This window comes from Noviherbaspirillum sp. (assembly GCF_036563305.1).
In the GTDB taxonomy this organism is placed as follows: Bacteria; Pseudomonadota; Gammaproteobacteria; order Burkholderiales; family Burkholderiaceae_D; genus Noviherbaspirillum.
On record NZ_DATCMQ010000016.1, the window covers coordinates 579,039 to 600,941 of the forward strand.

Below are 21,903 nucleotides of genomic sequence, written 5' to 3' on the forward strand. Positions count from 1 at the left end.
GGGGGCGCACCCCGGAACCGCCGTCCGCAAGCATTGCGCAAGCAAATGAAGCCGACTGGCCATGCCTGTGCGTCGCGCGGTTGCGTGGCGCGCGGCCTGTCCTTTCCACCGCATCACTTTCCACCGTATCAGCACGGCCGCACCGCAGCGGAGCCGTTGCTCATCGCCGCGTGGCCATCGTGTCGATGACGACGATCAGCTCTTCCGGCGCGACCGGCTTCGTGACATGCATCTGGAAGCCGGCGGTGAGCGCGCGGATCCGGTCCTCGCGCTGCGCAAACGCGGTGAGCGCCAGTGCCGGCATGCGCTTCAGCGGTGTATCCCCCCGTGGCGAACGCCATCCCCGTATTCTCTGAAGTACGGAATAGCCGTCTTCGCCCGGCATGGCGATGTCGCATACCAGTACGTCCGGCAGCTGGTCCGGGCTGCGCCCCTCCAGCCAGGCGAACGCCTCGGGCGCGCAACTTCCGGCGAACACATTCGCGCCCGCGCCGGTGAGGACGATGGTGAGGGCCTCGCGGGCTTCTGCCTGGTCGTCGATCAGCAGCACGTTCAGGCCGGACAAGGAGGGCAGCGGCGTGCTTCCGCTCGTGTCTTCCGAAGGGCCGACGGTGAGGTACTGGTCGGAGCGCGCGCGAAGGGGGAAATAGACGTAGAAGGTGGTGCCCTTGCTTTCACCGGCGCTTTCGGCCTTTACCCAGCCGCCGTGCAGCTCGACCAGGTGCCGGACCAGGAACAGGCCGAGGCCGAGGCCGCTGTGGCCGCGGGTGCTCGACGTGTCTTCCTGGCTGAAGCGGCTGAACAGATGCGGCAGGAACTCGGGTGAAATGCCGGCACCATCGTCCCGCAACGTCACGCAGATCTCCTTGCCGGCCTCGGCCGCGCCGAGCCAGACGTTGCCGCCCTCAGGCGTGAACTTGATTGCGTTCGACAGCAAATTCCAGAAGATCTGCTGCACCCTGTCGGCGTCACCCTCGATCTGCTCGCTCGTGATACGGTAGTCGCAGGTAATGCCGATGCGCTTCGCGGCAGCGAGGTTCCGCACGCTTTCGACTGCCGACTGCAGGGTCGGCAGCAGGGCCAGCGGCTGCTTCACCAGGCGCAGCCTGCCGCTCATCATGCGGGTCACATCCAGCAAGTCCTCGATCAGACGCACCTGCTGGCTGACACCGGTCTTGATTCCCTGCAGCGCGCGTTGCGCCAAGGGAGCAGACGACGCGTCCTGCACGTAGTTTTCCAGTACATGGGCCCAGCTCTGGATGCCGTTCAACGGCGCCCGCAGCTCATGCGAGACCACCGCGAGGAATTCGTCTCGCGCCCGCGCAGCCGTCTCGGCCTGGATACGCGCATTGCGCTCGCGTGCCAGCAGGTCGTCGCGTTCCTTTTCCATGCGCGCCCGCTCGGTGACGTCGTAGGCGATGCCGACCACGGACTCGATGCGGCCGAAGGCATCTATTTCGGGGATCACGCGGCCGGAGAAATTACGGACATGGCCATCGATGACGCGGTTAAAGTCGAGCTTTTGCTCGACACCGCTGTCGAACGCCGCACGCGCGGCGTCGTCCCAGGCCTGCACCATGTCCGGGGGCAAACCGAGTTCGGCCTTGGTCTTGCCGAAAAAGGCCTCCGCCTTGAGGTCGGCAAGCTTCTCGATGGCCGGGTTGACGTAGAGGTGCCGCATCTCGCGGTCCATGCGCGAGATGATGTCGGTGGAATTCTCTACCAGCGTCGCGAACTCCCGGTCACGCCTGTGCAACTGCTCCTCGGTGATTCGCAACCGGGTGACGTCGCTGAGGACGAGTAGTGCGCCGCCGCCGACAGGATCGGGCCTGCACTCGAGGTGGAAGTGGCGGTCGTCCGTCATCTCGGGCAGCGCCATGCGCACCTCCGCCTGCTGGCTCGCGCCTGCAAGGGCGGCGTCGACATACTGGCGCAGCAGGGCAAATCCCTGTTCGCCGAAAACCTGCGGCAGCGTCGGCCCCGTCGATGCATGGATCCCGAGGCGAGCCGCCGCTTCGCCGTTTGCGTAGGTGATCGCGTAGTCCGGGTCGCAATGCATGGCGAGCGCGGGCAGCATGTCGGCGATCCGGCTTGCCGGATGGGCATGCTCGGCGAATGCACAGGCAAGACCGTACTGGGCCTGCGCGTCGTGCAGGACGAGCAGGCGGGCGTCCATCCCGGCGAGCAGCGGGCCGGCGATTTCATGCACCTCAAGCTCGGCAACGCTGCCGTCCGACCGCATGCGGCAAAGCGGATGGTGTTGTTCACCGTTGCCACCGCCGATATCGCCCAGCACCTCGTCAACCGCCGACCCTTCCAGCGCTTGTTCTGTCCAGTCGAGCAACAGCGCGGCGTTGTCGCTCGCGGCGACGACGATGCCGCCGGCTACGAGCAGGAAGGCGTCGCGGGCACGCGCGGCGAGACTGCTGCTCCGGAGTCCCGCAGGCAGATCGCCGCCTGGCTGGCGCGGTCCGGCCGCCAGCAGCGCACCTTCCCGATTTCCGCCATGAATGAAGAACACCTTGTCGCGCGATACTGCCATTGTTGAGCCTGCTCCTCTGTACTTTTCCACGTCCGCGCGTACCCCGGGGAGGGCTCGCGTAAGCCTTACACCTGTTTGCCATTTTTACATGACGCGCGCTGCCGGAATTGTCCGCCGTCAGCTTGCGCGCCGCCTTTGCTTGTGCGGCGACCACGGCAACCAATGGGCTCCAGCAGGAAGCATGCCGAGCTGCATGACGGGCTCCGGGCCGTTTGCGGAAGATCAGCGTGCGCGCGGCGGCAGCCTCGTATAGTGGGCAGGTTCGACCCTGTCGCCACACATGGCGGCAGCCGCGCCGGGCACGTGGCGTTCCTGTCCGTCGCGTCTTCGCGCTTCGCATCTTCGGACCACTTGACCGCAGCGCAGCGCGGGCGTGATGCATGTACCTGAAGCGCGCTGCAGGACGGTCCGGCATGCTGCGCGCCTGCGTGCGACTGGACGGCGCGCGGACGAGCCGCGTCGCAGCGCATTTTCCCGTGGCCTCAACTGCTCTCGGCATACGTCTTGCGTGTGCATCGACCGGTATGCGGTAGCGCAGAGAGATGCCTGCCCGCTTCCAAATTTCGCCCGGCCTGCACCGCTGACGAGGGCCGCAGCAACGGCCGTACGCGGCGGCGCGGTACGACAAGACATACACAGCGCAGACATGACAGGCATTCATCGGCATTTGCTTTCGACTCTTCATCGCGCGGCCAGCAGCCGCCCGTTGCGTATCCCGCAGCGGGAAGCGACGGCGCCCGCTTATCAGGCGGACACCTTCCGACCCATCCCCCCAGAACACCTCTACCTATCGGCAAGGAGATAGCATGGCTTCTGCAATCATCGTTTTTTCGCACCTGCGCTGGGACTTCGTCTACCAGCGGCCCCAGCATCTGCTTTCGCGCCTGGCCAAGCACTTCCCGATAGTGATCGTGGAAGAGCCGGTGTACGACGAGCATGAGACCCGCATGAAAACCTACTCGCCGGCGCCGAACATCCTGGTGTGCCAGCCGCACACGCCGGTCAACATGCCCGGCTTTCATGATGACCAGCTGCCCCACCTGCAGAAACTGCTGCGCCAGCTGGTGCGGGATTACGATGACCATATGGCGTGGTTCTATACCCCGATGGCATTGCCGCTCCTGCAGGAGCTGCATCCGCGGCTGGTGGTCTACGACTGCATGGACGAGCTGGCTTCTTTCAAGAACGCGCCCAAGCAATTGCTGCAACGGGAGAGCGCGTTGCTGAAGGTGGCCGACCTGGTGTTCACCGGCGGCCAGAGCCTGTACCGATCGAAGCGCGACCGGCATCCGAACGTCCACTGCTTTCCCAGCAGCGTCGACAGCGCCCATTTCATCCAGGCGCTGGACCGGACCAACTCGCATCCCGCGCACAAGGACATACCGGGCCCGCGGCTTGGATTCTACGGCGTGATCGACGAGCGCTTCGACGCGCGGCTGGTTGAGCAGCTCGCGGACGCGCACCCGATGTGGCAGATCGTGCTGGTGGGGCCGGTCGTCAAGATCGACCCTTCGCTGCTGCCGCAGCGGGCCAACATCCACTATCTCGGCCAGCAGCCCTACGAGGCGCTGCCCCAGTTCCTCGCTGGCTGGGACGTGTGCCTGCTGCCGTTCGCATTGAACGAATCCACCCGTTACATCAGTCCCACCAAGACGCTCGAGTACATGGCGGCAGAGCTTCCCATCGTGAGCACGCCGGTCACGGATGTCGCAGACGCCTACAGCGACATTGTCGCGATCGCGGATGATCCAAAGGCGTTCATCGCTGCCTGCGAGGCGGCGCTGCTCGCGAGCCCCGACCAGCACGCCGAGAAAGTGGCGAAAATGCGGCGCGTGCTGGCATCGACATCGTGGGACACCACCGCCGAGAAGATGCGTGCGCTGCTCGACAGCGTCCCGCGCCGAACCGACCGGACGACGCCGGCGATGGCCCCTGCCGATCCGGCCATCGCCGCGGCGTCCAACGTGAACCGCCTGCCGGTCCAGGATAACGCGCGCTTTGCCAGGACGGCGATCATCGGCGCCGGTCCGACCGGGCTCTCCGCCGCCTATCACCTCGGGCACGACGCCGTCCTGCTGGAGAAGGGCGACATGGTTGGCGGCTGGTGCCGTTCGATCAGGCAGGACGGATTCACTTTCGACCATGCCGGTCACATCATGTTTTCCAATGACCCCTACGTGCGCGACATGTACGACCTGCTGCTCGGCTCGAACGTCCACTGGCAGGATCGCGAAGCCTGGGTGTACAGCAAGAACGTCTACACGCGCTATCCGTTCCAGGGCGCGCTCTACGGACTGCCACCGGAGGTGGTCAAGGAATGCATCCTCGGGGCGGTGGAGGCACGCTATGGCGCCAGCGCCGAGCAGGCCGTCGCGCCGGCCCCGGCGCGCGCAGGAGAGGCGGCCGACGGGGCGGGGACAGGCGCGGCCAACGTGGCGGCGCTGGAGACCCGCGCCCCGGAGAACTTCGAGGAGTTCATCTACCAGGTCTGGGGCACCGGCATCGCCAAGCACTTCGCCATTCCCTACAATCGCAAGCTGTGGGCGGTGCCGCTGAACCAGATGGAGACCTCCTGGCTTGGCGGGCGCGTGCCCCTGCCGGACCTGGAGCAGATCCTCGACGGCGCGCTGCAGCCGGTCGCGAAGCCGCTCGGCCCTAACGCCCGTTTCGGCTATCCGCTGCGGGGCGGCTTCCAGGCGCTGATGTCCGCCTTCGTCCCGCACATCAAGGGCACGATCGAGCTCAACGCGGAAGTGGTCGGCGTGTCGCCGCGGCAGCGCACGCTGACGCTGGCGGACGGACGCCGCTACCAGTACGAAAACCTGATCAGCACCATGCCCTTGCCCCTGCTGGTGCAGATGATCGGCGACGAGGCGCCGCAGGAAGTACGGGATGCCGCCGCCGACCTGAAGCACGTCTCCGTGCGCTGCGTCAACCTTGGCGTGGCACGCGAGAACATCACCGACAAGCACTGGATCTATTATCCGGAGGACAGCATCTTCCATCGCATTTTCGTGCAGGGGAACGCCAGCCCGGAATGCAATCCGCCCGGCGGCTTCGGCCTGACCTGCGAGATCAGTTATTCGGCCGAATGGAAACCGCTGCCTTGCACCGGCCAGGCGCTGATCGACCGCTGCATACAGGACTGCATCAAGGTGGGCATCCTGCGCGAGGACGACCGCATCGTCGTCGCCAACGAGGTGGACATGCCCTATGCCTACGTGATCTACGACCATGCCCGGGCCAGGAACGTCGATGTCATCCGCTCCTGGCTGCAGAAGTACGACATCATCCTTGCCGGACGCTATAGCGAATGGGAGTACTACAACTCGGACCATGCCTTCCTGGCCGGGAAGAAGGCGGCGGACGCGGTCAGGTGGCAGGAGCAGAAGAGCGCGGTGGCTGCGGAATAGGGCGGGCGCGCAGGACGGCGTATGACGCCGACGTTCAACCTTCAAGGAAAACCCGTCCGCATGAGAAAACTGACCACCATCCTTCTTGCCGCGCTGGTGTATGCCGGGGCCGCCGACGCCGACGCCGCCGGCGACAGCGCACGCGGCGGCGGCGGACGCAAGGCCTCGTTGCAGCAGCAGGAGCTGTACCGGGGCAGCCGCATCATCGGCGCGCCCGTGCATGATGCGAACGACCGCAAGATCGGCGAAGTAAAGGACCTGCTCCTGGACAGCGGCCGGGGCGAGGTCGCCTACGCGGTGCTCGGCTTCAACTCGCGGCGCAGGCTGCATCCGGTCCCATGGCGCGCGCTCGAACCGGCAGCTGATGGCGGCCATTATGTCTTGCATGCCGACCGCGAGGTGATCGCCCAGGCGCCCGGCTTCGACATGGGCGAATGGCCCGACACGGATGACCAGCGCTGGAACGAGGAGATCGACCGCTACTGGAACCGGGCGGTGGGACGCGGCCCGTTCCCGACGCAGCCGCTCACTTCGGGCAACGCGGGGGGCAGCGCCAGTTCGGGCGCGGGCAACACAGGCAGCGGCAACGCAGGGCGCGGCGAACGGCGCTAGATCTGGCGCGTGCCGGTTCATGCCGGCAACCCCTGCATTGCGCGGGCGCCCGCGAAGGCGCCTATTTTTGTGCCGCAGGCAGGCGGCATATCACCGGAGACTTCATGGAAGCATTCTCGTCCGTCGACTGGGAGGCGCTGTTCCGCTTCAGCATTCCCCCAATGGAAATCGTGGTGCGAGGCACGGCGATCTACTGGTTCCTGTTCCTGATCTTCCGCTTCGTCATCCGACGCGACGTTGGCGCAGTGGGCATTGCCGACGTACTGCTGCTGGTGATCGTGGCCGACGCAGCACAGAACGGCATGTCGGGTGAGTATCAGTCCGTGGTGGACGGCATGCTGCTGGTGTCGGTGCTGATCGGATGGAATTTCCTGTTCGACTGGATGAGCTTCCGCTTTGCCTGGTTCCGGCGGCTGGCGGAGCCGCGGTCGCTACCTTTGGTGAAGGAGGGCCGTATCCAGTATCGCAACATGCGGCGCGAGCTGATCACGGAAGACGAACTGTGGAGCAAGCTGCGCCAGAACGGCTTCGAGTCGCTGGCACAGGTACGGCACGTCTACATGGAGTCCGACGGCCAGATCAGCGTCATCAAGAGGGACTGAGCGCCGCGAGCCGCGCGGCCGCGCCATGCGCTCCCATGGCGCGCGCCGCGTCCAGCGCCGTCATGCCGCGCCCGTCGCGGGCGAACATATCGGCGCCGGCCGCAAGCAGCAGTTCGAGCACCTCGACACGGTCGAACATCGCCGCCAGCATCAGGACCGTCCTGCCGTCGGGGCTCACCCCCTCGACATCCGCGCCGTGAGCCAGCAGCAGTGACACGACAGGCGTGTCGCCCTTGAAAGCGGCCGCCGCCAGCGGCGTCTGCCCGCGATCGTTGCGCAAGCCGGTATCCGCGCCGTGCAGGAGCAGCAGGCGCGCAGCCTCCGCATGGCCATGGTAGCTTGCCAGCATCAGCAGGCTGTCGCCGTTCTGGTTGCACAGATTGGGTGGCAGCCCACGCGCGAGCAACGGGCCGAGGCGGGCGGCGTCGCCGCCCCGCACCAGCTGAAAGATCAGCTGCGCATAGGCGAGCGTTTCGTCGTCGAGGGGCGGAGGGGCTGGGCGGACGCCAGCCTCCGCGTCCGCGCCGCGCCGTTCTCCTTGTGCCTGGCGTTCCATGCCTGCTACTTCGCGCCTGCGGTTTCGTCCGCCCGGGTGGTCGACGCCTCCTGGCTGCCGCTGCTGTAGGTCGACGCCTGGCGGGCCTGGTGCGGAGCCGGCTTGCCGGGCAGCGGCGGCAGCGCCCTGGCCTTGTCGAGGTCGACGCCGGCCGTCTCCGCCACCCGCCTTCCGTAGTCCTCGTCGCAATGCCAGAGATGCCAGACCATGCGCAGCTGCACCGGCTCCGGGCACTGCCTGAGGTCGCCGCCGATGTTGGCGACCAGGTCGTCGCGCTCCCAATCCGCGAAGGAGCGGTAGCGGTCACCCGCCTGCCGGTAGTCGTCCGCGGTACGGGTGGTCTGGTAGCGGCCCAGATGTCCTTCCACCCACTGGTGGTATTCCTTCTCCGGCTTTGGCGCTTCCCGCAGGCCGCCGAGGCCGCTTGGCTCATAGTTGATGTGCTTGTTCTGCGCCGACTGATCGACGTAGAACGCCATCTGCCCGTCGCGCTGGTTGGTGTGCGCACGCGCATTCTCCTGCGGCGCATTGATCGGCAGCTGCAGGTAGTTCGGGCCGACGCGGTAGCGCTGCGTGTCGGAATAGGACAAGGTACGGCCCTGCAGCATCTTATCGTCGGAGAAATCGATGCCGTCCACCAGCACGCCAGTGCCGAAGGCGGACTGCTCGGTCTCGGCAAAGACATTGTCGGGATTGCGGTCGAGCACCAGGCGTCCCGCGGGCAGCAGTGGAAAACGGTCTTCCGGCCAGCGCTTGGTATCGTCGAGCGGGTCGAAGTCCAGCTCGGGGTGCTCGCCGTCCTCCATGATCTGCACGCAGAATTCCCATTCCGGGAAGTCGCCACGCTCGATGGCCTCGTACAGGTCGCGCGTCGCATGGCCGACGTCGTTGGCCTGGATCTCGGCCGCCTGCTGTGCCGTCAGATTCCGCACGCCCTGCTTTGGCTGGAAGTGGAACTTGACCAGATGCGCGACGCCCTGGTCGTTGACCAGTTTGTAAGTGTTGACGCCCGAGCCCTCCATCTCACGATAGTTGGCAGGTATTCCCCATGGACTCTTCACCCAGGTGACCATGTGCAGGGCTTCGGGCGACTGGGATACGAAGTCGTAGAAGCGCCACGGCTCCTGGCGATTGGTGACCGGGTCGGGCTTGAACGCATGGATCATGTCGGGAAACTTGATGGCATCGCGGATGAAAAAAACCTTCAGGTTGTTGCCGACCAGGTCCCAGTTTCCGTCCACCGTCTTGAACTTGATGGCGAAGCCGCGCGGATCGCGCGCCGTCTCCGGCGACTCGCGTCCACCGATGACGGTGGAAAAGCGGACGAATACCGGCGTACGCACGCCGGTTTGGGTAAGCACCGTGGCGCGGGTATATTTCGATGCGGGCTCCTGGCCGATCCGCCCGTACGGTTCGAACCACCCATGGGCGCCGGTGCCGCGCGCATGCACCACGCGCTCGGGAATGCGCTCGCGGTCGAAATGGGTGATCTTCTCGATGAACTGGTAGTTCTCCAGGGTGGCCGGTCCGCGTTCGCCGACCGAACGCAAGGCCTGGTTGTCGCTGATGGGATGACCCTGCCGGTTGGTCAGGATGGGCGCTTGCTCTTTCATGGCGATTCCTTTCTTGAGGGCGATGCGGGTGCGGTCGCGGCGTGGTAGCGGTGCCAGGGCGCAACCCGGGTATGCGCAGCGGGAGCGGGGAGGAGAATGCCGTAGCGGTATAGAGGCTGCGGCCGCACAAGCGTTCCCGCCGCGTCCGGACGAAAAAAAGCAGGGCAATTTTCATTGCCCTGCAAGCCGAACAGGCATGGCTTCGCCTCAGGAAATCGTTATCTGCGCGTGCGCCAGTGGCCGCCCCGGGCGCGGCGCGCGGCATGGCCGTCCGCGAGGTGGCGGCGCTGCCGCAGCGTGTAGCACAGGTAATCGTCGAAATCGATGTCGTCCTCGTCGTCGCTGAACGCGTCCAGCTCCTCCACGACGATTGCCGGCCGGTTGTCAAGCTTGTCGGAGTGCTGGGCAAGGGTGTTGAAATCCCGCTCGTAGGACTGGCGGTGCCAGTCCAGGTCCCAGCTCGCGGTGCCGGCGTCGTCCCAGCGGGGCGACATCATGGCCAGTTCGCGGGCCTCCATCGCATCTTCCTCGGGCAGGCCGAAGAAGTCGGCGTCGCCCGCTTCGCTGGTCCAGCGCAGGGTATTCAGCACCAGCGACTGCCCTTGCGGCACGAGCGCGGCAAGGTGCCGCCGGGCGCGGATCACGACATACGCGATGCCGATCCTGCGGGTACGGCGGAGCGTCTCGCGCAGCAGCGCGTACGCCTTCTCGCCACCGGGCGCGGGAGACAGGGTGTAGGGCGTCTCGAAATAGTCCGGCGGTATCTCCTGCGCTTCGACGAACGCAAGGATGTCGACTGCGTGCGTCGGTCGCGACGCGGTTGGGTGGAGTTCCGTTTCAGGCAGAATCACAAGTAGCCTTTCTTCATTGAATATGCAGGTCTGCCACTACTGCGCGTGCCGGGCCTGCCGAGAGGCCCTGCCGGGGCGGATTTGATGCCGCCGCCCCGATTGCCGTTGCTGGCGCCTGCCGTCTGCTGCAGCGCCTCAGTGCACGCTGCGACGGCGCTTGGTGGTGCTGGGTGCTTCTTCCGCTTCGATTTCTTCCTCGTCGGAGGCGATGCCGAGCTCCTCGCGCAGTTCCATCCGGCGCTGCAGGATCTCCTCGCCGATCTCCTCCAGGTCGAGCTCGGCCTTCTTCACTTTCTTGAAGAGCTCGTTCTCTTCCTCTTCGACGTGATGCTTCACATACTCGCCGAGCACCGTGAACTTGGCGTCGTACAGGTCGTCGCCCGGCTGCATGGCGGACAGTTCGCTGATCAGCTGCTTGGCCGAAGCATGCTCGACCTCTGCCTCGTCGAGCAGGTCCATGTCCTCGATCGCGTCACGCGCGGCCGGGTAGAAGATCTCCTCCTCCAGCTGGGCGTGTATCGTGAGCTCCGCGCACGCGGTCTCGACGATGTACTGCTTCGACTCGTCATCCAGCTCGTCCTTCTTCTTCAGTTTCTCGAACTCGTCGAACAGATCGGCGACCTTCCGGTGGTCTTCGGTCAGGATCTTGATTGCGTCGGCTTTCTTTGCTGCCTTCGGCGCGGGTCGGGCGGATTTCGAGGCAGTCTTCGAGGCGGTCTTTGAAGGTGCATTGCGTGGCATCTTTGTTCTCCTATGTTTGGCTGCGTGATGACAGTATCGCAAGCTCCATGCCATGTGCCCCGGGTCCGGAATCCGGGCTGCGGCGGCGGGAAATCAACAGAAAACTTGATGCAGATCGGATCGGGAGGATGCCGGCGGCGGCACCTTGCCGCCGCAGCCCCGCGGGCTGTTGGAGCCCGCCTTCCGTTTTTTCATGCAGGTGTAAAAAGTTCAGCGGAACATGCCGCGGCCTCACGCCGCCCTGGCACGCACCGGAATGCGGACGACAGCAGTGTTCGGTTCTTGCTGCCTGCCACCTTGCAGCAGTTCAATCGCGGCGTTCGCGACCTGCTCCGGAGTGACACCGGCAAGGCAGCGGTTGTGGCCGTGGGGACAGGCGCTCTTGTAGCAGAAGGCGCAGTCGACCTCCTGGTAGAGGACGCGGCTGGGGACCTGCCATGGCGTGTGCTGCGGGTTGGTCAACGCGTACAGGTCGACCACCGGCGTACCTACCGCCGCAGCGATGTGCGCGGGACCGGTATTGTTGGAAATTAACAGCGGGGCCTCGGCCAGCAGGGCTGCGAGTTCGCCGAGCTGGAGTGCGCCGGCCAGGCTGTGGGTGCCCGGCATGCCCGCGCGCACCTGCTCGACCAGCTCGGCCTCGTCGGCGCCGCCGGTGAAGACCAGCTGGCAGCCGGTGCGCGACTGCAGGCGGCGCGCCGCTTCACGGAAGAGCTCTGGTGGATAGCGGCGGGAAGCAGCCGTGGCCCCGGGATGCACGACCGCCCAGGGACGTGCGCGATCGATCCCGAGTGCGTCGAGCCGTTCGCGCACCGCCCGCCGGTCGGCATCCCCGGGCGTGAAGGACAGGCGCTCGTCCGCGGTACGGGCGCCGACGCTGGCGACCAGGTCCAGCTGGCGCTGCACCTCGTGCCGCAGGTTTTCCTGTGGTTCGGTGTCGCGCACCCAGTTCGTCAGCAGCTGGTACGGATTCTCGCGGCAATGCGCGAGGCGCAGCGGAATGCCGGCGAGGTAGCAGAACATTGCCGCCGGCAGCGGGTTCTGGCTGTAGACGGTGAAGATGACCGCGGCGTCGAAGCGGCCGGCCGCGAGGCGCGCAATCATTTCCATGTCCTGGGCGGAGCCGTGCGGCGTGCTGCTCTTGAGCCATGGCGCGGCGTAAACGATCGTGTCGTCGATCTCCGGGATGTAGCGCGCGGCGGCCGCACCGCTGCCCGAGGTGAGCAGGGTGATATGACACCCCGGCAGCGACTCGCGCAGTGCGCGGATGGCGGGCGACGTCATCAGGACGTCGCCGAGATAATCGAGACGGATGCACAGCACGCGCCGTGCTTGCCGCCATTGCTGGTCATTCATGGTGTGGTGCTTCCTCCTGGCCCACGGCACATGCGGCATGCTGCGCCGCGATCATGGTGGCGGCCACGTAAAGATTGGGCGCGGTCAGGTGCGGCGCGCGCAGCGCCGACATCTCCCACTCGGTTTCGTTGCCGTTGTCGAGGAGCACCGTCCGGCAGCCGGCGCGCCGTCCGGCCTCGACGTCGTTCAGGATGTCGCCGATCATCCACGACTGCGACAGGTCGATGCCGTGCTCCTGTGCCGCGCGCAGCAGCATGCCGGGCATCGGCTTGCGGCAATCGCACTCGGTCGTGTAGCGGGCCACCACGCCGTCCGGACTGTGCGGACAGTAATAGAAACCGCGCAGGCTCACGCCATACTGCGCGAGCCGCTCGGCCAACCGGCTATGAATCGGCTGCAGCGCGGTTTCTGTAAACAGGCCCTTGGCGACGCCGGCCTGGTTGGTCACGACGAATAGCGCATAGCCGAGCTGCTGCAGGATCTGCAGCGCCTGGCCGGCCTGCCACGTCAGCTCGAGCAGGGCTGGGTTGACGTTGTAGGGAATGTCCTCCACCAAGGTCCCATCCTTGTCGAGAAAGATTGCGCGCATATGGGGTGTTCCAGGTATTCGGATGGGGGTGGGCCGGGCGGAAGACGCCGCCCGGCGCGGGTGCAACCCGCGGGCCGCCGCCCGCGGGAATCGGCGCCCGGGGTTCAGGGCCAGGAGCTCTCCTTCATCGGCAGCACCATGATCTCGGGGATCACGGTTTCTTCGGGCAGCAGGATCACGCCTTTCACTGCCTTGGCGACGTTGACCGGGTCCTGCAGGGTCGAGACGTCGATGTCCGGGAAGCGGTCGAGCAGGAAGGGGGTGCGCATGCCGCCGGCCAGGACCGCGGTGACCTTGATGTTCATCGAACGCAGCTCGGCATGCAGGGCATGCGACAGGCCGAGCAGGCCCCACTTGCTGGCGTGGTAGACGGAGGCATTCGGCCATGCGCGCTTGGCCGCAGTGGAGGCGATGTTGATGATCTGGCCGCCGGCCTTCTTCATGTGCCGCGCGGCGAACTTGGACAGCAGGAAGGGGCCGTAGAGATTGGTGCGCATCACCCGGTCCCAGTCGTTGAACGTCAGTTCCTCGACCGGCAAGGTGACGTCGGTGCCGGCATTGTTGATCAGCACGTCGAGCCGGCCGAAGCGCGCCACCGCGTCTTCGATCGCACGCTCGGCGGCGACCGGATCGCCAACGTTGAAGCCGACCGCATGCGTCTTGCCCGCCGATGCATCGAGCAACGAGGCGACAGTCTGCGCCTTGTCGAGGTTGAGGTCGCCGACGATCACGTTGGCGCCCGCCCCGGAAAGCACATGGCAGAGGGCGGTGCCGAGGCCGCTGGCGCCGCCGGTGACGAGGATGGTCTTGCCCGCCAGTTGGCCGGCGTCCGCCGGGTCTGCGACATAACTGGTCAGTTGTGTTGTGCTCAATTCACTCTCCAGAGAAGTTGATGACGAAAACTGCGACTAGCGTACGATGCGCTGCAACAAGCGTTCTTGACGCAAACGGAATTGCTGTTCAACTGCGCAAGCCGACCTCGCCGGACGCGACCAGCGGCGGCAGCGGATAGGTGCCGGCCGGTTCCAGCACGCGCTCGTAGACGGCGGCGACATTGCCCGCGACGCTTCGCCAGGTATAGTTCTGATAGGCGCGGCGCATGCCGGACCAGCCCATGCGTTGTGCCGCGTGCGGATGCCGGTACAGCCATTCAAGCCGCTCGGCCAGCGCCTCGGGGTCCTTCGGCGGCACCAGGCATCCGGTCTCGCCGTCGACCACGGTGGTCTTGATGCCGCCCACCGCGCTGCCAACCACCGGCGTACCGCAGGCCATTGCCTCCAGTGGCGTGATGCCGAAGGGTTCATACCAGGGCGTGGTGACGAAGACGTTCGCGGCGCTGTAGTAATAGCGCAGCTGTCCGCGCTGGCGCTGGCCGGTGAAAGTCACGCAGTCGTCGATGCCCAGCTCGCGGGTCTTCCGCTGCAGCCGCCCCAGCTCAGGCGTCGCCACCGGGTCCGGCGTCTCGGAATTGCCGCCGACGACCAGCAGCCGCACCGGCACCTTGTAGCGGTGCCGCAGGATCGCGGTTGCCTCGATCACGTTGTCGACGCCCTTGCGCGGCACCATGCGGCCCAGCTGCAGGATGATGAACTCGTCCCGGTTCAATCCGAGCTGCTGACGGGCGTCCAGGGTCACCGGCCAGAACTCGTCCGGATCGAAGCCGCAGGGAACGATGTCGATGCGATCCGCGGGCGCGTGATAGAGCGCCTCCATGTCCTGCCGGTCCTGCGGGCATTCGGCGATGACGCGGTCGGCCTCGCGCATCAGCTGTTCCTCGATGTCGAACCGGGCATCCGGGAAGCCGTCTGCCTCCTTCTGCGACAGGCGGCGTACGCGCCCGAGTGCATGGAAGGTGATCACGAACGGAATGCCGAGCGCCTGCCTGACCTGCTTTGCCACGATGCCCGACATGAAGAAGTTTGCATGGACGAGGTCGTACGGAATCTTTTCCCTGCGGGCGAAGCGGATCATGAAGCGCGCGAACTGCTCCATGAAGGGCAGCATCGACTCCTTCTGGATGAAATGCGCGGGGCCGGCCGGCACATGCACGACCCGTACGCCGGGGACCCAGTCCACGACCTGGTCGAGCAGCGTCGAATCGCGGCGGGTGAAAACGTCCACCAGGTAGCCGAGGCGGGCCAGGTGCATCGCCAGTTGGGCGACGTAGACGTTCTGGCCGCCGCTGTCGATGCTGCCGGGCTTGGCCAGGGGCGATGCATGTTCGCTGATGAGGGCAATTTTTCGCATGGTCGAAATAGAGTGTTGATGGTCAAGGTCCGCCATGTTGTTGCAGAAGCAAACCTTGTACCCAGTGCATGTCCTGTAGGTATTCCCGGCAGGTGCGGCATCCGAAGGTGCCGGATTGCATTGCAATGGCTTCGTAATTCCTACCCGTGGCTGTAAATCTTTCGGCGGGTCTGCTGCAGAGATATACGGTGACCTTACTGCAGCCTCCCGTGGTCCGAACTGCGCTTTAGCAAGCTCGTCGCGCGTTGGCACGGGACATGCATCGCGCCTTGTTCGAGACGGCGTGAAATTTTCCTGCTGGATGCAGGGGCGCCGACCTGTGAAGTCTGAAAAAGGAGATGACCATGCGTACCAACAAGATCAAACTGGCAGTTGCCAGCGCTTCGGTCGCACTGCTCGCCGCGTGCGGCAGTACCCCGACCAGTACCTCCTCCAGCAGCGCGATTCCCGTCACCACGACCAGCTCCATTCCAGTCACCACCACGACCAGCGCCGCGACCGGCTATGGCGTCGTGCAGGCGATTGACGTCGTGCCGCGCGAGCAGGCCGGTGTCGGCCTCGGCACCGTCGCCGGCGCAGTGGTCGGCGGCGTGCTCGGCAACCAGGTCGGCGGCGGCAGTGGTCGTACCGCGGCCACCGTCGCCGGCGTGGCGGGCGGCGCCCTGGCAGGGCGGGCGATGGAGCGCAATGCGCGCGCCGGCGAGGTCTACCGCGTCGCCGTGCGGATGGACAACGGCGCGGTCCAGACGCTGATGCAGGAAGTGCCGCCGGGTGTCCAGATCGGCGAGCGCGTCCGCTTGGACAACGGGGTGATAGTCGAGCGTTTCCGCTGACCCGCGCGGCCATTGCCACGGAAGTGCAGGCAGCGATGCCTGCACTTCCTTTTTGTGCTGAAGAAACGGGAGGACGATGGACAACGAACTGCTCGGCCTGAAACTCTGGATGGCCACGTTGCGCCCGTGGGTCGACATCCTGCTGATCTGGGCACTTGCCTGGCTCTCCCTGCGCCTGATACGGCGTACGCTGCGCACCCTCCGCACGCATATCGTCGAGCACCGGACCGGCCAGAACCGGGACGCGCGCCGTATCGAGACGCTGATGAACGTGTTCCGGTACACGGCGAACGTGGTGATCATCGGCATCGCCGTCATGCTCACCCTGGGTGCGATCGGAATTTCGGTGACGCCACTGCTTGCCACGGCCGGCGTGGCCGGCATCGCCGTCGGCTTTGGCGCCCAGAGCCTGGTCAAGGATTTCTTTACCGGACTGTTTCTGCTGATCGAGAACCAGGTAAGCGAAGGTGACGTGATCGAGGCGGCGGGCAAGAGCGGCTTCGTCGAGCGCGTGACGCTGCGCCACATCCGCATCCGCGACTACGATGGCAGCGTACATTTCATCCCGAACGGCATGATCACCACGGTCACCAACCGCAGCCGCGATTTTGCCTATGCGGTCATCGACCTCAACGTGCGCCGGCAGGACAACCTGGACGAAGTCTTCGGGACGATGCGCGCGATATCGGCAGCGCTGCGCGCCGATCCGGTAACCGGCCCGCTCATCCTCGAGGACATCGATATCGGCGGGGTCGAGCAGGTTGCGGACGCAGCCGTCACGCTGCGCTGCCGGATCAAGGTCATGCCGGGGAAGCAGTGGCGGGTGCGACGCGAGTTCCTGCGCAGGATGAAGCTCGCGATCGACGAGGTGAAGGAGACCGAGGCCGCTTCCTGAAGCACCTTGCGCCAGTGGAACTTAGCCCCGGTCCGGACAGTCTTGCCTAATGCAAGGCCCTTGCATCGGCACGGATGTTGCGTCCGTAAATACCGGGAAGAAGAATCTGACCCGATCGAAGGAGAGGACAAGATGGCGATCAGCGAAACCCACGGCGCCGGAGCCGATGCCGTCCGGCAGGTCGGCGCGGCCGGAGACGGCATGCGCCGCCAGGTGTTTCCGGCGATCCGCTGGGGTGCGGTGCTGGCCGGGGTCGCGGTCGGTATCTCTGTCCAGCTCGTCCTGACGCTCCTTGGCATTGCGATGGGCCTGTCGTCCACGGCGCTTGCCGAGGGCGAGAGCATGGGCACCGGACCATTGATCTGGGCCGGCATCAGCATGCTGGTGGCGGCGTTCTTCGGAGGTTACGTCGCTGCCCGCATGTCGGGCCTGAAGCGCAAGGCCGACGGCGTGCTGCACGGCGCGGTGTCATGGGCGGTCACCACGATCATGTTCGTGATCCTGGCGACGTCGGTCGGCGGCGCGCTGGTCAGCGGCGTCTTCAGCAACATGAACAAGCTGGCGGGGGCGGCGGGCGCCCAGACCGCCAGCGGCGGCCAGTCTCCCCTGGCCTCGCTGCTGCGGATGCAGGGCGCGAACGTGACGCCGCAGGCGATGCGGCAGTTGCAGCAGCACCTGCAGGACGGGCAGCGGGAGCAGGCGGTACAGCTGGTGGGCGGCACCATGGGCGTGGAGCAGGCGAAGGCGGAGGCGCTGGTGGACCAGGCGCTGATCCTTGCCGGCACCCCGGATGCCGCTTCGCAGCAAGGCAAGGTCAAGGCCGAGGATGCAGTACGCGCGGCAGGCACCGCGGCCTGGGTGGTGTTCCTGACGGTGGCGCTGGCGCTCGCCATCGGCATCATCGGCGGCATGCTTGGCGCGCGCGGATCGCGGCGCCGGGTCAGCTGGACCGGCAGCGGCGGTCGCTGAGCCTTGAACGTCACCCCTCTCCACCAAACTCTTACAGCAGGAGCCGTCATGCAAAGCAAAGCAGGCAGCCGCTTCCGGCCGCGTCGGGCGAAACCCGGACCGCCGCGGTTCATGAAGATGTCGGTACAGGAATCGAATACCGCGGAACTGCTGCACGGGTGCCCGGTGGTGACGACGGCGGGTGAGAGGATCGGCGTGGTCGATCATTTGATGGTGGATGCCGTCACCCATCAGCTGCGTTTCGTGCTGCTGGCGCGGCGGCGCCAGGGCGCCGTGGTGGCGATCCCCTGGCACACGCTGTACTTCGATTCGGAAAAGTCGCGGCTGGTGTTCTATACCTTTGCCTGAGGCAGGGCGGCGTTACTCCGCCGGCAGGAACAGGCCCCTCTTCCTTTCCTCGACCACCGCCGCCTTCGCCAGCGCACGCATGCACATCGCGATCGTGCCGGCAAAGGCCTCGTCATACCAGGCATTGGCGCCGCTGACGCCGACTACGATGCCGTCGACGACGACACTCCCCCACAACACCGTGTCCTTTGCCGCGAGCAGATGCGGCCGCAGCTCCTGTACCAGGTGGCTGTCCATGCCCGTACGCCAGGCGACGCGCGCCTTGGCGCGCGCAAATCCCGCATAGTCGGCATCCCACTTCTCGCGATCGCCGATGGCGTGTTCGTACAGGATCGCCTCCTCGAAGCTTGCGTTGTCGGGCGTGCGCAGCGGATCCATGATGACGATGTACAGGAAGCCGCTCTCGCCGACTTCCTTGTGCTTCATCGCCTCTTCGATCATGGGCAGGCTGAGCTTCACCGCCTTCGCGGCGGCGTCGCGGTCGAGCAGATAACTACCGGTGTGGCCAGGCATTGCGTTTCTCCCGTTTTGAATGAATCTGGTGGTTCAGGCGGCGACGGTGCGGAATACCGCGTCCCAGTCGCGCGCGAAGCGTTCGATGCCGAAGCGCTCAGAGGCGTAGCGGCGGGCGGCGTCGCCCATGCCGGCGGCCAGGTCCCGGTCCGCGAGCAGCCGTTGCATGCGGTCGGCGAGGGTCGAGGGGTCGTTGCTGGCGAAGCCGGACACGCCGTCCTGGATCACGGTCGCCATCTCGGTCGTGGCCAGCGCCACCACGGGCAAGCCGACCATCATCGCCTCGATCACCGCCAGGCCGAGGCTGGTGTAGCGGATCGGATTGAAGAAGAAGCGGTACTTTGCGGAGAAGGCGGGCAGTTGCGCATGCTGGACCTCGCCGATGCCGCCGATCTCGGCGGCGCCCATGCCCACCAGGTCGAGCGGCACCCGGTCGCGCATGTCGGCGAAGATGTCTCCGCCGAGACGGCGTCCGCGGCTGGCGATGTTGTTGACCACCACCAGCCCGCGCGGGATGTCGCCGGAATACGTGACGCCCGCGGGCACCTTGACGCCATGCTCGACCACCCGCGAGGGCGTGCGGCCGCTGTCCCACATCAGCGCGTTGAACGGGGTGACGTGCACCAGCAGCACATCGGGGTCGTCCACCGGGTGCCGCTCGTCGGTCGGGTTCTGGCGCGGCGGGTCATGCTCGATGTAGACCTTCGGCAGGCGGCGCTGCGCCTCGCTCAGGAATTCATGCTGATCGCTGAAGTACTGGTGGTCGTCCTGGAAGACGATGCAGTCGAACTCATGGTTGCGCACCTCGCTGACCGGCATGTCGAAGACGTTGTCGCCCCAGGGGATATGACCGCCGCGTCCGCCGTAGCCGGCCGGACGGCCGGGCTTCGACAGCACGTAGAAATCATGCGGCGCCTGGGTCAGGTAGTAGAGATAGCTGCCATGGGTATGCCAGGTCAGGATTCTGAGTTTTCTCTGCATGAGCGAAGGGTTCCAACAGGCCGTGGTTGACGGGTACGGAGGACGCCGGCCCGGAAGGGGCGGCGATGGCGCCGCTGTGCCGCGCTAGAACGTGCCCGCGTACAGCGCGCAGCTCCGGCAGACTTCCGGCGCCGGTCCTTTCTCGAGCTGATCGCGAAAGGCCGAGTAAGCCTGATTGTTCCAGACCTGTTCCACGCCGTCTTGCGCCATATCACCAAAGTGAATACGGTCCGGCGTGGCGACCATGCAGCAGGGCATCGCCTTGCCGTCATAGCTGATGTAGGCGCCGCGCCATGGCCAGTCGCAGCGGGCGCGGCCGGACGTGCCGGCAGGATGGCTGCGCGGCTGCAGACTGGGCAGGCGCAGTTCGAGGCCGAGGCCGGCGGCTTCCTCGCGCGCCTCGCCGAAGTAGCGTGCCACCCGATCCGGGTCTTCGTTGAGCAGGGTCTGCCGGTCGATGAAGCTGCGCATCGGCTGGTAGCGGCCGGGCAGGGTGGATTCGCCGAAATCGTGGCACAGGTGCTGGACGAAGATCGTCCGGATGCCCTCACGATGGGCCAGTCTGACCAGGTCGGGAAGCTCCTCGAGATTGCGCCGCATGGCGACCGCCACCAGGCGCAGGTGAGGCAGGAGGTTGTTGCGGCTTGCGCGCATCTGCACCAGCCGCCGCAGGTTGCGCAGCACCCGGTCGAACCGGGCGCGCAGGCGAATCTCCTGGTAGGTGTCGGCGGTGGCGCCGTCGAGCGAGACATGCAGGGTGTGCAGCCCGCTGTCGACGCATTCCGACGCCCCGCGCTCGCTCATCACCGTCATGTTGCTGTTGGTCGAGACCTGTATGCCGCGGGCCGTGGCATAGCGCACCATGTCGAAGAAGCGCGGATGCAGCAGCGGCTCCCCCAGTCCCTGCAGCTGCAGTTCGGTCATCGATGGAAACTGGTCCACCAGGCGGCAGAACAGGTCGAAGTCGATGTACGCGCGCGGCTGTCCGGGATGGCCCTCGTCCCGGAACTGGATCGGACACATGCGGCAGCGGAGGTTGCACTGCCCGACCGGCTCGATCTGCACGTAGCGGGGCAGGGCAGTGGTGGCGTTCACAGCAGTCCTGCCTTGAATCTCCAGGCGCCGACCACGCGCCAGAACACGGCAAGCGGCGGTATCAGCATCGAGGTCACCACCATCTCCAGGACATGCGAGGGAGAATGGGAAGTGTTGCGCAGCCGGCGGGCGCAGAAGCGCGCCGTCATCAACAACCAGACGGCGCCGGCGGCGCCGGCCAGCAGGCGCGCGCCGAACGGCAGCGCGGCCAGCGCCAGCGCCAGCGCCGCCACCGTCAGGTAGAAATCCCACCGGGGCGTCGCGCGGATGCGCCGCCGGTAAAGCTGGCGATGCTTCTTGTACAGCAGCGCATCGAACTGCACCTTCTTCACCTGCTGCAGGCTGACCCCCCAGCCGGCGGGGCGCACCGGGTGCATCATCACCGCGCGCGGCTCGCGCACGATATTGGCGTGGTAGTCGATCAGGCGGAAGTACAGGTCCGAGTCCTCGCGCCAGGCGCTGAGGAAGCGTTCGTCGAATCCGCCAAGATCCTCCAGCACCTTGCGCCGGCAGAAGCAGTTGGCCGTGACGAACTCGGCGTTCTCCAGCTGCTTGGCGTCGAGTTCATAGTCGGTCGGCGTTCCCGACAACGGCATGACGATGCGGCCGCAAACGGCGTCCACGCCGTCCTCGAACGCGCGCACCCCGTTCTTCAGCCAGTCGGTCCGGGCGATGGTGTCGTCGTCGGTGAACGCGATGATCGCACCGCGGGCCGCACGCCATCCATGGTTGCGTGCCGCGGCCGGCCCATGCGGCCCCATCGACGGAATGTAGATGACTTCCGGTCCCTTGCCTTCGGTGTGCGATGCCCAATCGGTCACGACTTCCCGGGTGCCGTCATCCGGTCCGTCATCCACCACGATGATTTCGAAGCGCTCGGGATCGAAACGCTGCAGCACCAGGCTGGCCAGGCATCGGTTGAGCAGCTGGGGACGGCCCTTGCTGGGCACGACCACCGAGACGGCAATCCTGCTCTCGATGGCGACACCGCCTGCGCCGCCCTCGATCACGGTGAATGGGACGGCGCCGCCGCGCAGCCTGAGGCCGCCAGTCTCGGCGCCGGCGCCGCGGCCGGCGGCGCCGCGGCGGTTCCTGTCAAATGCAAGTATCTTTGTCATGGATGCTGCCTCGCAAGCCCCTTATTGTT

At 66.0% G+C, this 21,903-nt stretch carries 20 protein-coding genes; 7 read left to right on the top strand and 13 right to left on the bottom strand.

Annotated elements, in window-relative coordinates; genetic code table 11:
* Window positions 1–160: 160 nt before the first annotated feature.
* Entirely contained in the window at window positions 161–2,542 is a 2,382-nt protein-coding gene (locus VIM12_RS19170) for an ATP-binding protein (RefSeq protein WP_331943661.1), read from the bottom strand.
* 806 nt (window positions 2,543–3,348) lie between these two features.
* Here VIM12_RS19170 and VIM12_RS19175 point away from each other — a divergent pair.
* From VIM12_RS19175 to VIM12_RS19185, 3 genes are all read left to right on the top strand, one after another.
* The gene (locus VIM12_RS19175) at window positions 3,349–5,955 is read left to right on the top strand and encodes an FAD-dependent oxidoreductase (protein WP_331943663.1); all 2,607 of its coding nucleotides are present in this window, start codon (window positions 3,349–3,351) and stop codon (window positions 5,953–5,955) included.
* Window positions 5,956–6,015: 60 nt separating this feature from the next.
* Entirely contained in the window at window positions 6,016–6,567 is a 552-nt protein-coding gene (locus VIM12_RS19180) for a PRC-barrel domain-containing protein (protein WP_331943665.1), read from the top strand.
* Between the two features lie 104 nt (window positions 6,568–6,671).
* On the top strand, window positions 6,672–7,169 hold the full coding sequence (locus tag VIM12_RS19185) for a DUF421 domain-containing protein (protein ID WP_331943667.1): 498 nt from the start codon (window positions 6,672–6,674) through the stop codon (window positions 7,167–7,169).
* On the opposite strand, the gene VIM12_RS19190 is transcribed toward VIM12_RS19185, so the two are convergent.
* From VIM12_RS19190 to VIM12_RS19225, 8 genes are all read right to left on the bottom strand, one after another.
* A complete protein-coding gene (locus VIM12_RS19190) occupies window positions 7,156–7,725 on the bottom strand; it encodes an ankyrin repeat domain-containing protein (protein WP_331943669.1) in 570 nt (189 codons plus the stop codon). The two genes, VIM12_RS19185 and VIM12_RS19190, sit on opposite strands and share 14 nt — an antisense overlap.
* Before the next feature lie 5 nt (window positions 7,726–7,730).
* Entirely contained in the window at window positions 7,731–9,338 is a 1,608-nt protein-coding gene (locus VIM12_RS19195) for a catalase (protein ID WP_331943671.1), read from the bottom strand.
* A 218-nt stretch (window positions 9,339–9,556) separates the two neighbouring features.
* Window positions 9,557–10,189, bottom strand: a complete 633-nt coding sequence (locus VIM12_RS19200; protein ID WP_331943673.1) for a Ku protein — start codon at window positions 10,187–10,189, stop codon at window positions 9,557–9,559.
* A 135-nt stretch (window positions 10,190–10,324) separates the two neighbouring features.
* Window positions 10,325–10,930, bottom strand: a complete 606-nt coding sequence (locus VIM12_RS19205) for a hemerythrin domain-containing protein (RefSeq protein ID WP_331943675.1) — start codon at window positions 10,928–10,930, stop codon at window positions 10,325–10,327.
* A 231-nt stretch (window positions 10,931–11,161) separates the two neighbouring features.
* Entirely contained in the window at window positions 11,162–12,286 is a 1,125-nt protein-coding gene (gene waaF, locus VIM12_RS19210; RefSeq protein WP_331943677.1) for a lipopolysaccharide heptosyltransferase II, read from the bottom strand.
* On the bottom strand, window positions 12,279–12,875 hold the full coding sequence (locus tag VIM12_RS19215) for an HAD family hydrolase (protein WP_331943679.1): 597 nt from the start codon (window positions 12,873–12,875) through the stop codon (window positions 12,279–12,281). The genes waaF and VIM12_RS19215 overlap by 8 nt, the downstream gene beginning before the upstream one ends.
* A 104-nt stretch (window positions 12,876–12,979) precedes the next feature.
* Complete coding sequence (locus tag VIM12_RS19220; RefSeq protein ID WP_331943681.1) at window positions 12,980–13,747, bottom strand: SDR family oxidoreductase; 768 nt, start codon at window positions 13,745–13,747, stop codon at window positions 12,980–12,982.
* An 88-nt stretch (window positions 13,748–13,835) separates the two neighbouring features.
* Window positions 13,836–15,122: a glycosyltransferase family 1 protein gene (locus VIM12_RS19225; protein ID WP_331943683.1), complete on the bottom strand. Its 1,287-nt coding sequence runs from the start codon at window positions 15,120–15,122 to the stop codon at window positions 13,836–13,838.
* A 344-nt stretch (window positions 15,123–15,466) separates the two neighbouring features.
* On the opposite strand from VIM12_RS19225, the gene VIM12_RS19230 reads away from it, so the two are divergent.
* The 4 genes from VIM12_RS19230 (at window position 15,467) to VIM12_RS19245 (ending at window position 18,167) form a co-directional block, all read left to right on the top strand.
* Window positions 15,467–15,955 carry a glycine zipper 2TM domain-containing protein gene (locus VIM12_RS19230; protein ID WP_331943685.1) on the top strand — a complete coding sequence of 163 codons (489 nt, stop codon included), beginning with the start codon at window positions 15,467–15,469 and terminating at the stop codon, window positions 15,953–15,955.
* A gap of 76 nt (window positions 15,956–16,031) precedes the next feature.
* A complete protein-coding gene (locus tag VIM12_RS19235; protein ID WP_331943687.1) occupies window positions 16,032–16,850 on the top strand; it encodes a mechanosensitive ion channel family protein in 819 nt (272 codons plus the stop codon).
* A gap of 132 nt (window positions 16,851–16,982) precedes the next feature.
* The gene (locus tag VIM12_RS19240; protein ID WP_331943689.1) at window positions 16,983–17,819 is read left to right on the top strand and encodes a hypothetical protein; all 837 of its coding nucleotides are present in this window, start codon (window positions 16,983–16,985) and stop codon (window positions 17,817–17,819) included.
* A 48-nt stretch (window positions 17,820–17,867) separates the two neighbouring features.
* Complete coding sequence (locus VIM12_RS19245) at window positions 17,868–18,167, top strand: PRC-barrel domain-containing protein (protein ID WP_331943691.1); 300 nt, start codon at window positions 17,868–17,870, stop codon at window positions 18,165–18,167.
* A 12-nt stretch (window positions 18,168–18,179) separates the two neighbouring features.
* Here VIM12_RS19245 and VIM12_RS19250 read toward each other — a convergent pair whose 3' ends face one another.
* The 4 genes from VIM12_RS19250 to VIM12_RS19265 all read right to left on the bottom strand — a co-directional run bounded on the left by VIM12_RS19250 (window position 18,180) and on the right by VIM12_RS19265 (window position 21,874).
* Window positions 18,180–18,680, bottom strand: a complete 501-nt coding sequence (locus VIM12_RS19250) for a hypothetical protein (protein ID WP_331943692.1) — start codon at window positions 18,678–18,680, stop codon at window positions 18,180–18,182.
* A gap of 33 nt (window positions 18,681–18,713) precedes the next feature.
* Entirely contained in the window at window positions 18,714–19,661 is a 948-nt protein-coding gene (locus VIM12_RS19255) for a glycosyltransferase family 4 protein (protein WP_331943694.1), read from the bottom strand.
* 84 nt (window positions 19,662–19,745) lie between these two features.
* Window positions 19,746–20,756: an SPASM domain-containing protein gene (locus VIM12_RS19260; RefSeq protein WP_331943696.1), complete on the bottom strand. Its 1,011-nt coding sequence runs from the start codon at window positions 20,754–20,756 to the stop codon at window positions 19,746–19,748.
* Entirely contained in the window at window positions 20,753–21,874 is a 1,122-nt protein-coding gene (locus tag VIM12_RS19265) for a glycosyltransferase family 2 protein (protein ID WP_331943698.1), read from the bottom strand. The genes VIM12_RS19260 and VIM12_RS19265 overlap by 4 nt, the downstream gene beginning before the upstream one ends.
* Window positions 21,875–21,903 lie beyond the last annotated feature (29 nt).

What these genes read in the sequence shown, in the direction of transcription:
- waaF (WP_331943677.1), bottom strand. Translation starts at nt 12,286, where the DNA reads ATGAATGACCAGCAATGGCGGCAAGCACGGCGCGTGCTGTGCATCCGT.
- VIM12_RS19170 (WP_331943661.1), bottom strand. Translation starts at nt 2,542, where the DNA reads ATGGCAGTATCGCGCGACAAGGTGTTCTTCATTCATGGCGGAAATCGG.
- VIM12_RS19230 (WP_331943685.1), top strand. Translation starts at nt 15,467, where the DNA reads ATGCGTACCAACAAGATCAAACTGGCAGTTGCCAGCGCTTCGGTCGCA.
- VIM12_RS19180 (WP_331943665.1), top strand. Translation starts at nt 6,016, where the DNA reads ATGAGAAAACTGACCACCATCCTTCTTGCCGCGCTGGTGTATGCCGGG.
- VIM12_RS19205 (WP_331943675.1), bottom strand. Translation starts at nt 10,930, where the DNA reads ATGCCACGCAATGCACCTTCAAAGACCGCCTCGAAGACTGCCTCGAAA.
- VIM12_RS19190 (WP_331943669.1), bottom strand. Translation starts at nt 7,725, where the DNA reads ATGGAACGCCAGGCACAAGGAGAACGGCGCGGCGCGGACGCGGAGGCT.
- VIM12_RS19255 (WP_331943694.1), bottom strand. Translation starts at nt 19,661, where the DNA reads ATGCAGAGAAAACTCAGAATCCTGACCTGGCATACCCATGGCAGCTAT.
- VIM12_RS19175 (WP_331943663.1), top strand. Translation starts at nt 3,349, where the DNA reads ATGGCTTCTGCAATCATCGTTTTTTCGCACCTGCGCTGGGACTTCGTC.
- VIM12_RS19265 (WP_331943698.1), bottom strand. Translation starts at nt 21,874, where the DNA reads ATGACAAAGATACTTGCATTTGACAGGAACCGCCGCGGCGCCGCCGGC.
- VIM12_RS19225 (WP_331943683.1), bottom strand. Translation starts at nt 15,122, where the DNA reads ATGCGAAAAATTGCCCTCATCAGCGAACATGCATCGCCCCTGGCCAAG.
- VIM12_RS19250 (WP_331943692.1), bottom strand. Translation starts at nt 18,680, where the DNA reads ATGCCTGGCCACACCGGTAGTTATCTGCTCGACCGCGACGCCGCCGCG.
- VIM12_RS19245 (WP_331943691.1), top strand. Translation starts at nt 17,868, where the DNA reads ATGCAAAGCAAAGCAGGCAGCCGCTTCCGGCCGCGTCGGGCGAAACCC.
- VIM12_RS19235 (WP_331943687.1), top strand. Translation starts at nt 16,032, where the DNA reads ATGGACAACGAACTGCTCGGCCTGAAACTCTGGATGGCCACGTTGCGC.
- VIM12_RS19185 (WP_331943667.1), top strand. Translation starts at nt 6,672, where the DNA reads ATGGAAGCATTCTCGTCCGTCGACTGGGAGGCGCTGTTCCGCTTCAGC.
- VIM12_RS19215 (WP_331943679.1), bottom strand. Translation starts at nt 12,875, where the DNA reads ATGCGCGCAATCTTTCTCGACAAGGATGGGACCTTGGTGGAGGACATT.
- VIM12_RS19240 (WP_331943689.1), top strand. Translation starts at nt 16,983, where the DNA reads ATGGCGATCAGCGAAACCCACGGCGCCGGAGCCGATGCCGTCCGGCAG.
- VIM12_RS19195 (WP_331943671.1), bottom strand. Translation starts at nt 9,338, where the DNA reads ATGAAAGAGCAAGCGCCCATCCTGACCAACCGGCAGGGTCATCCCATC.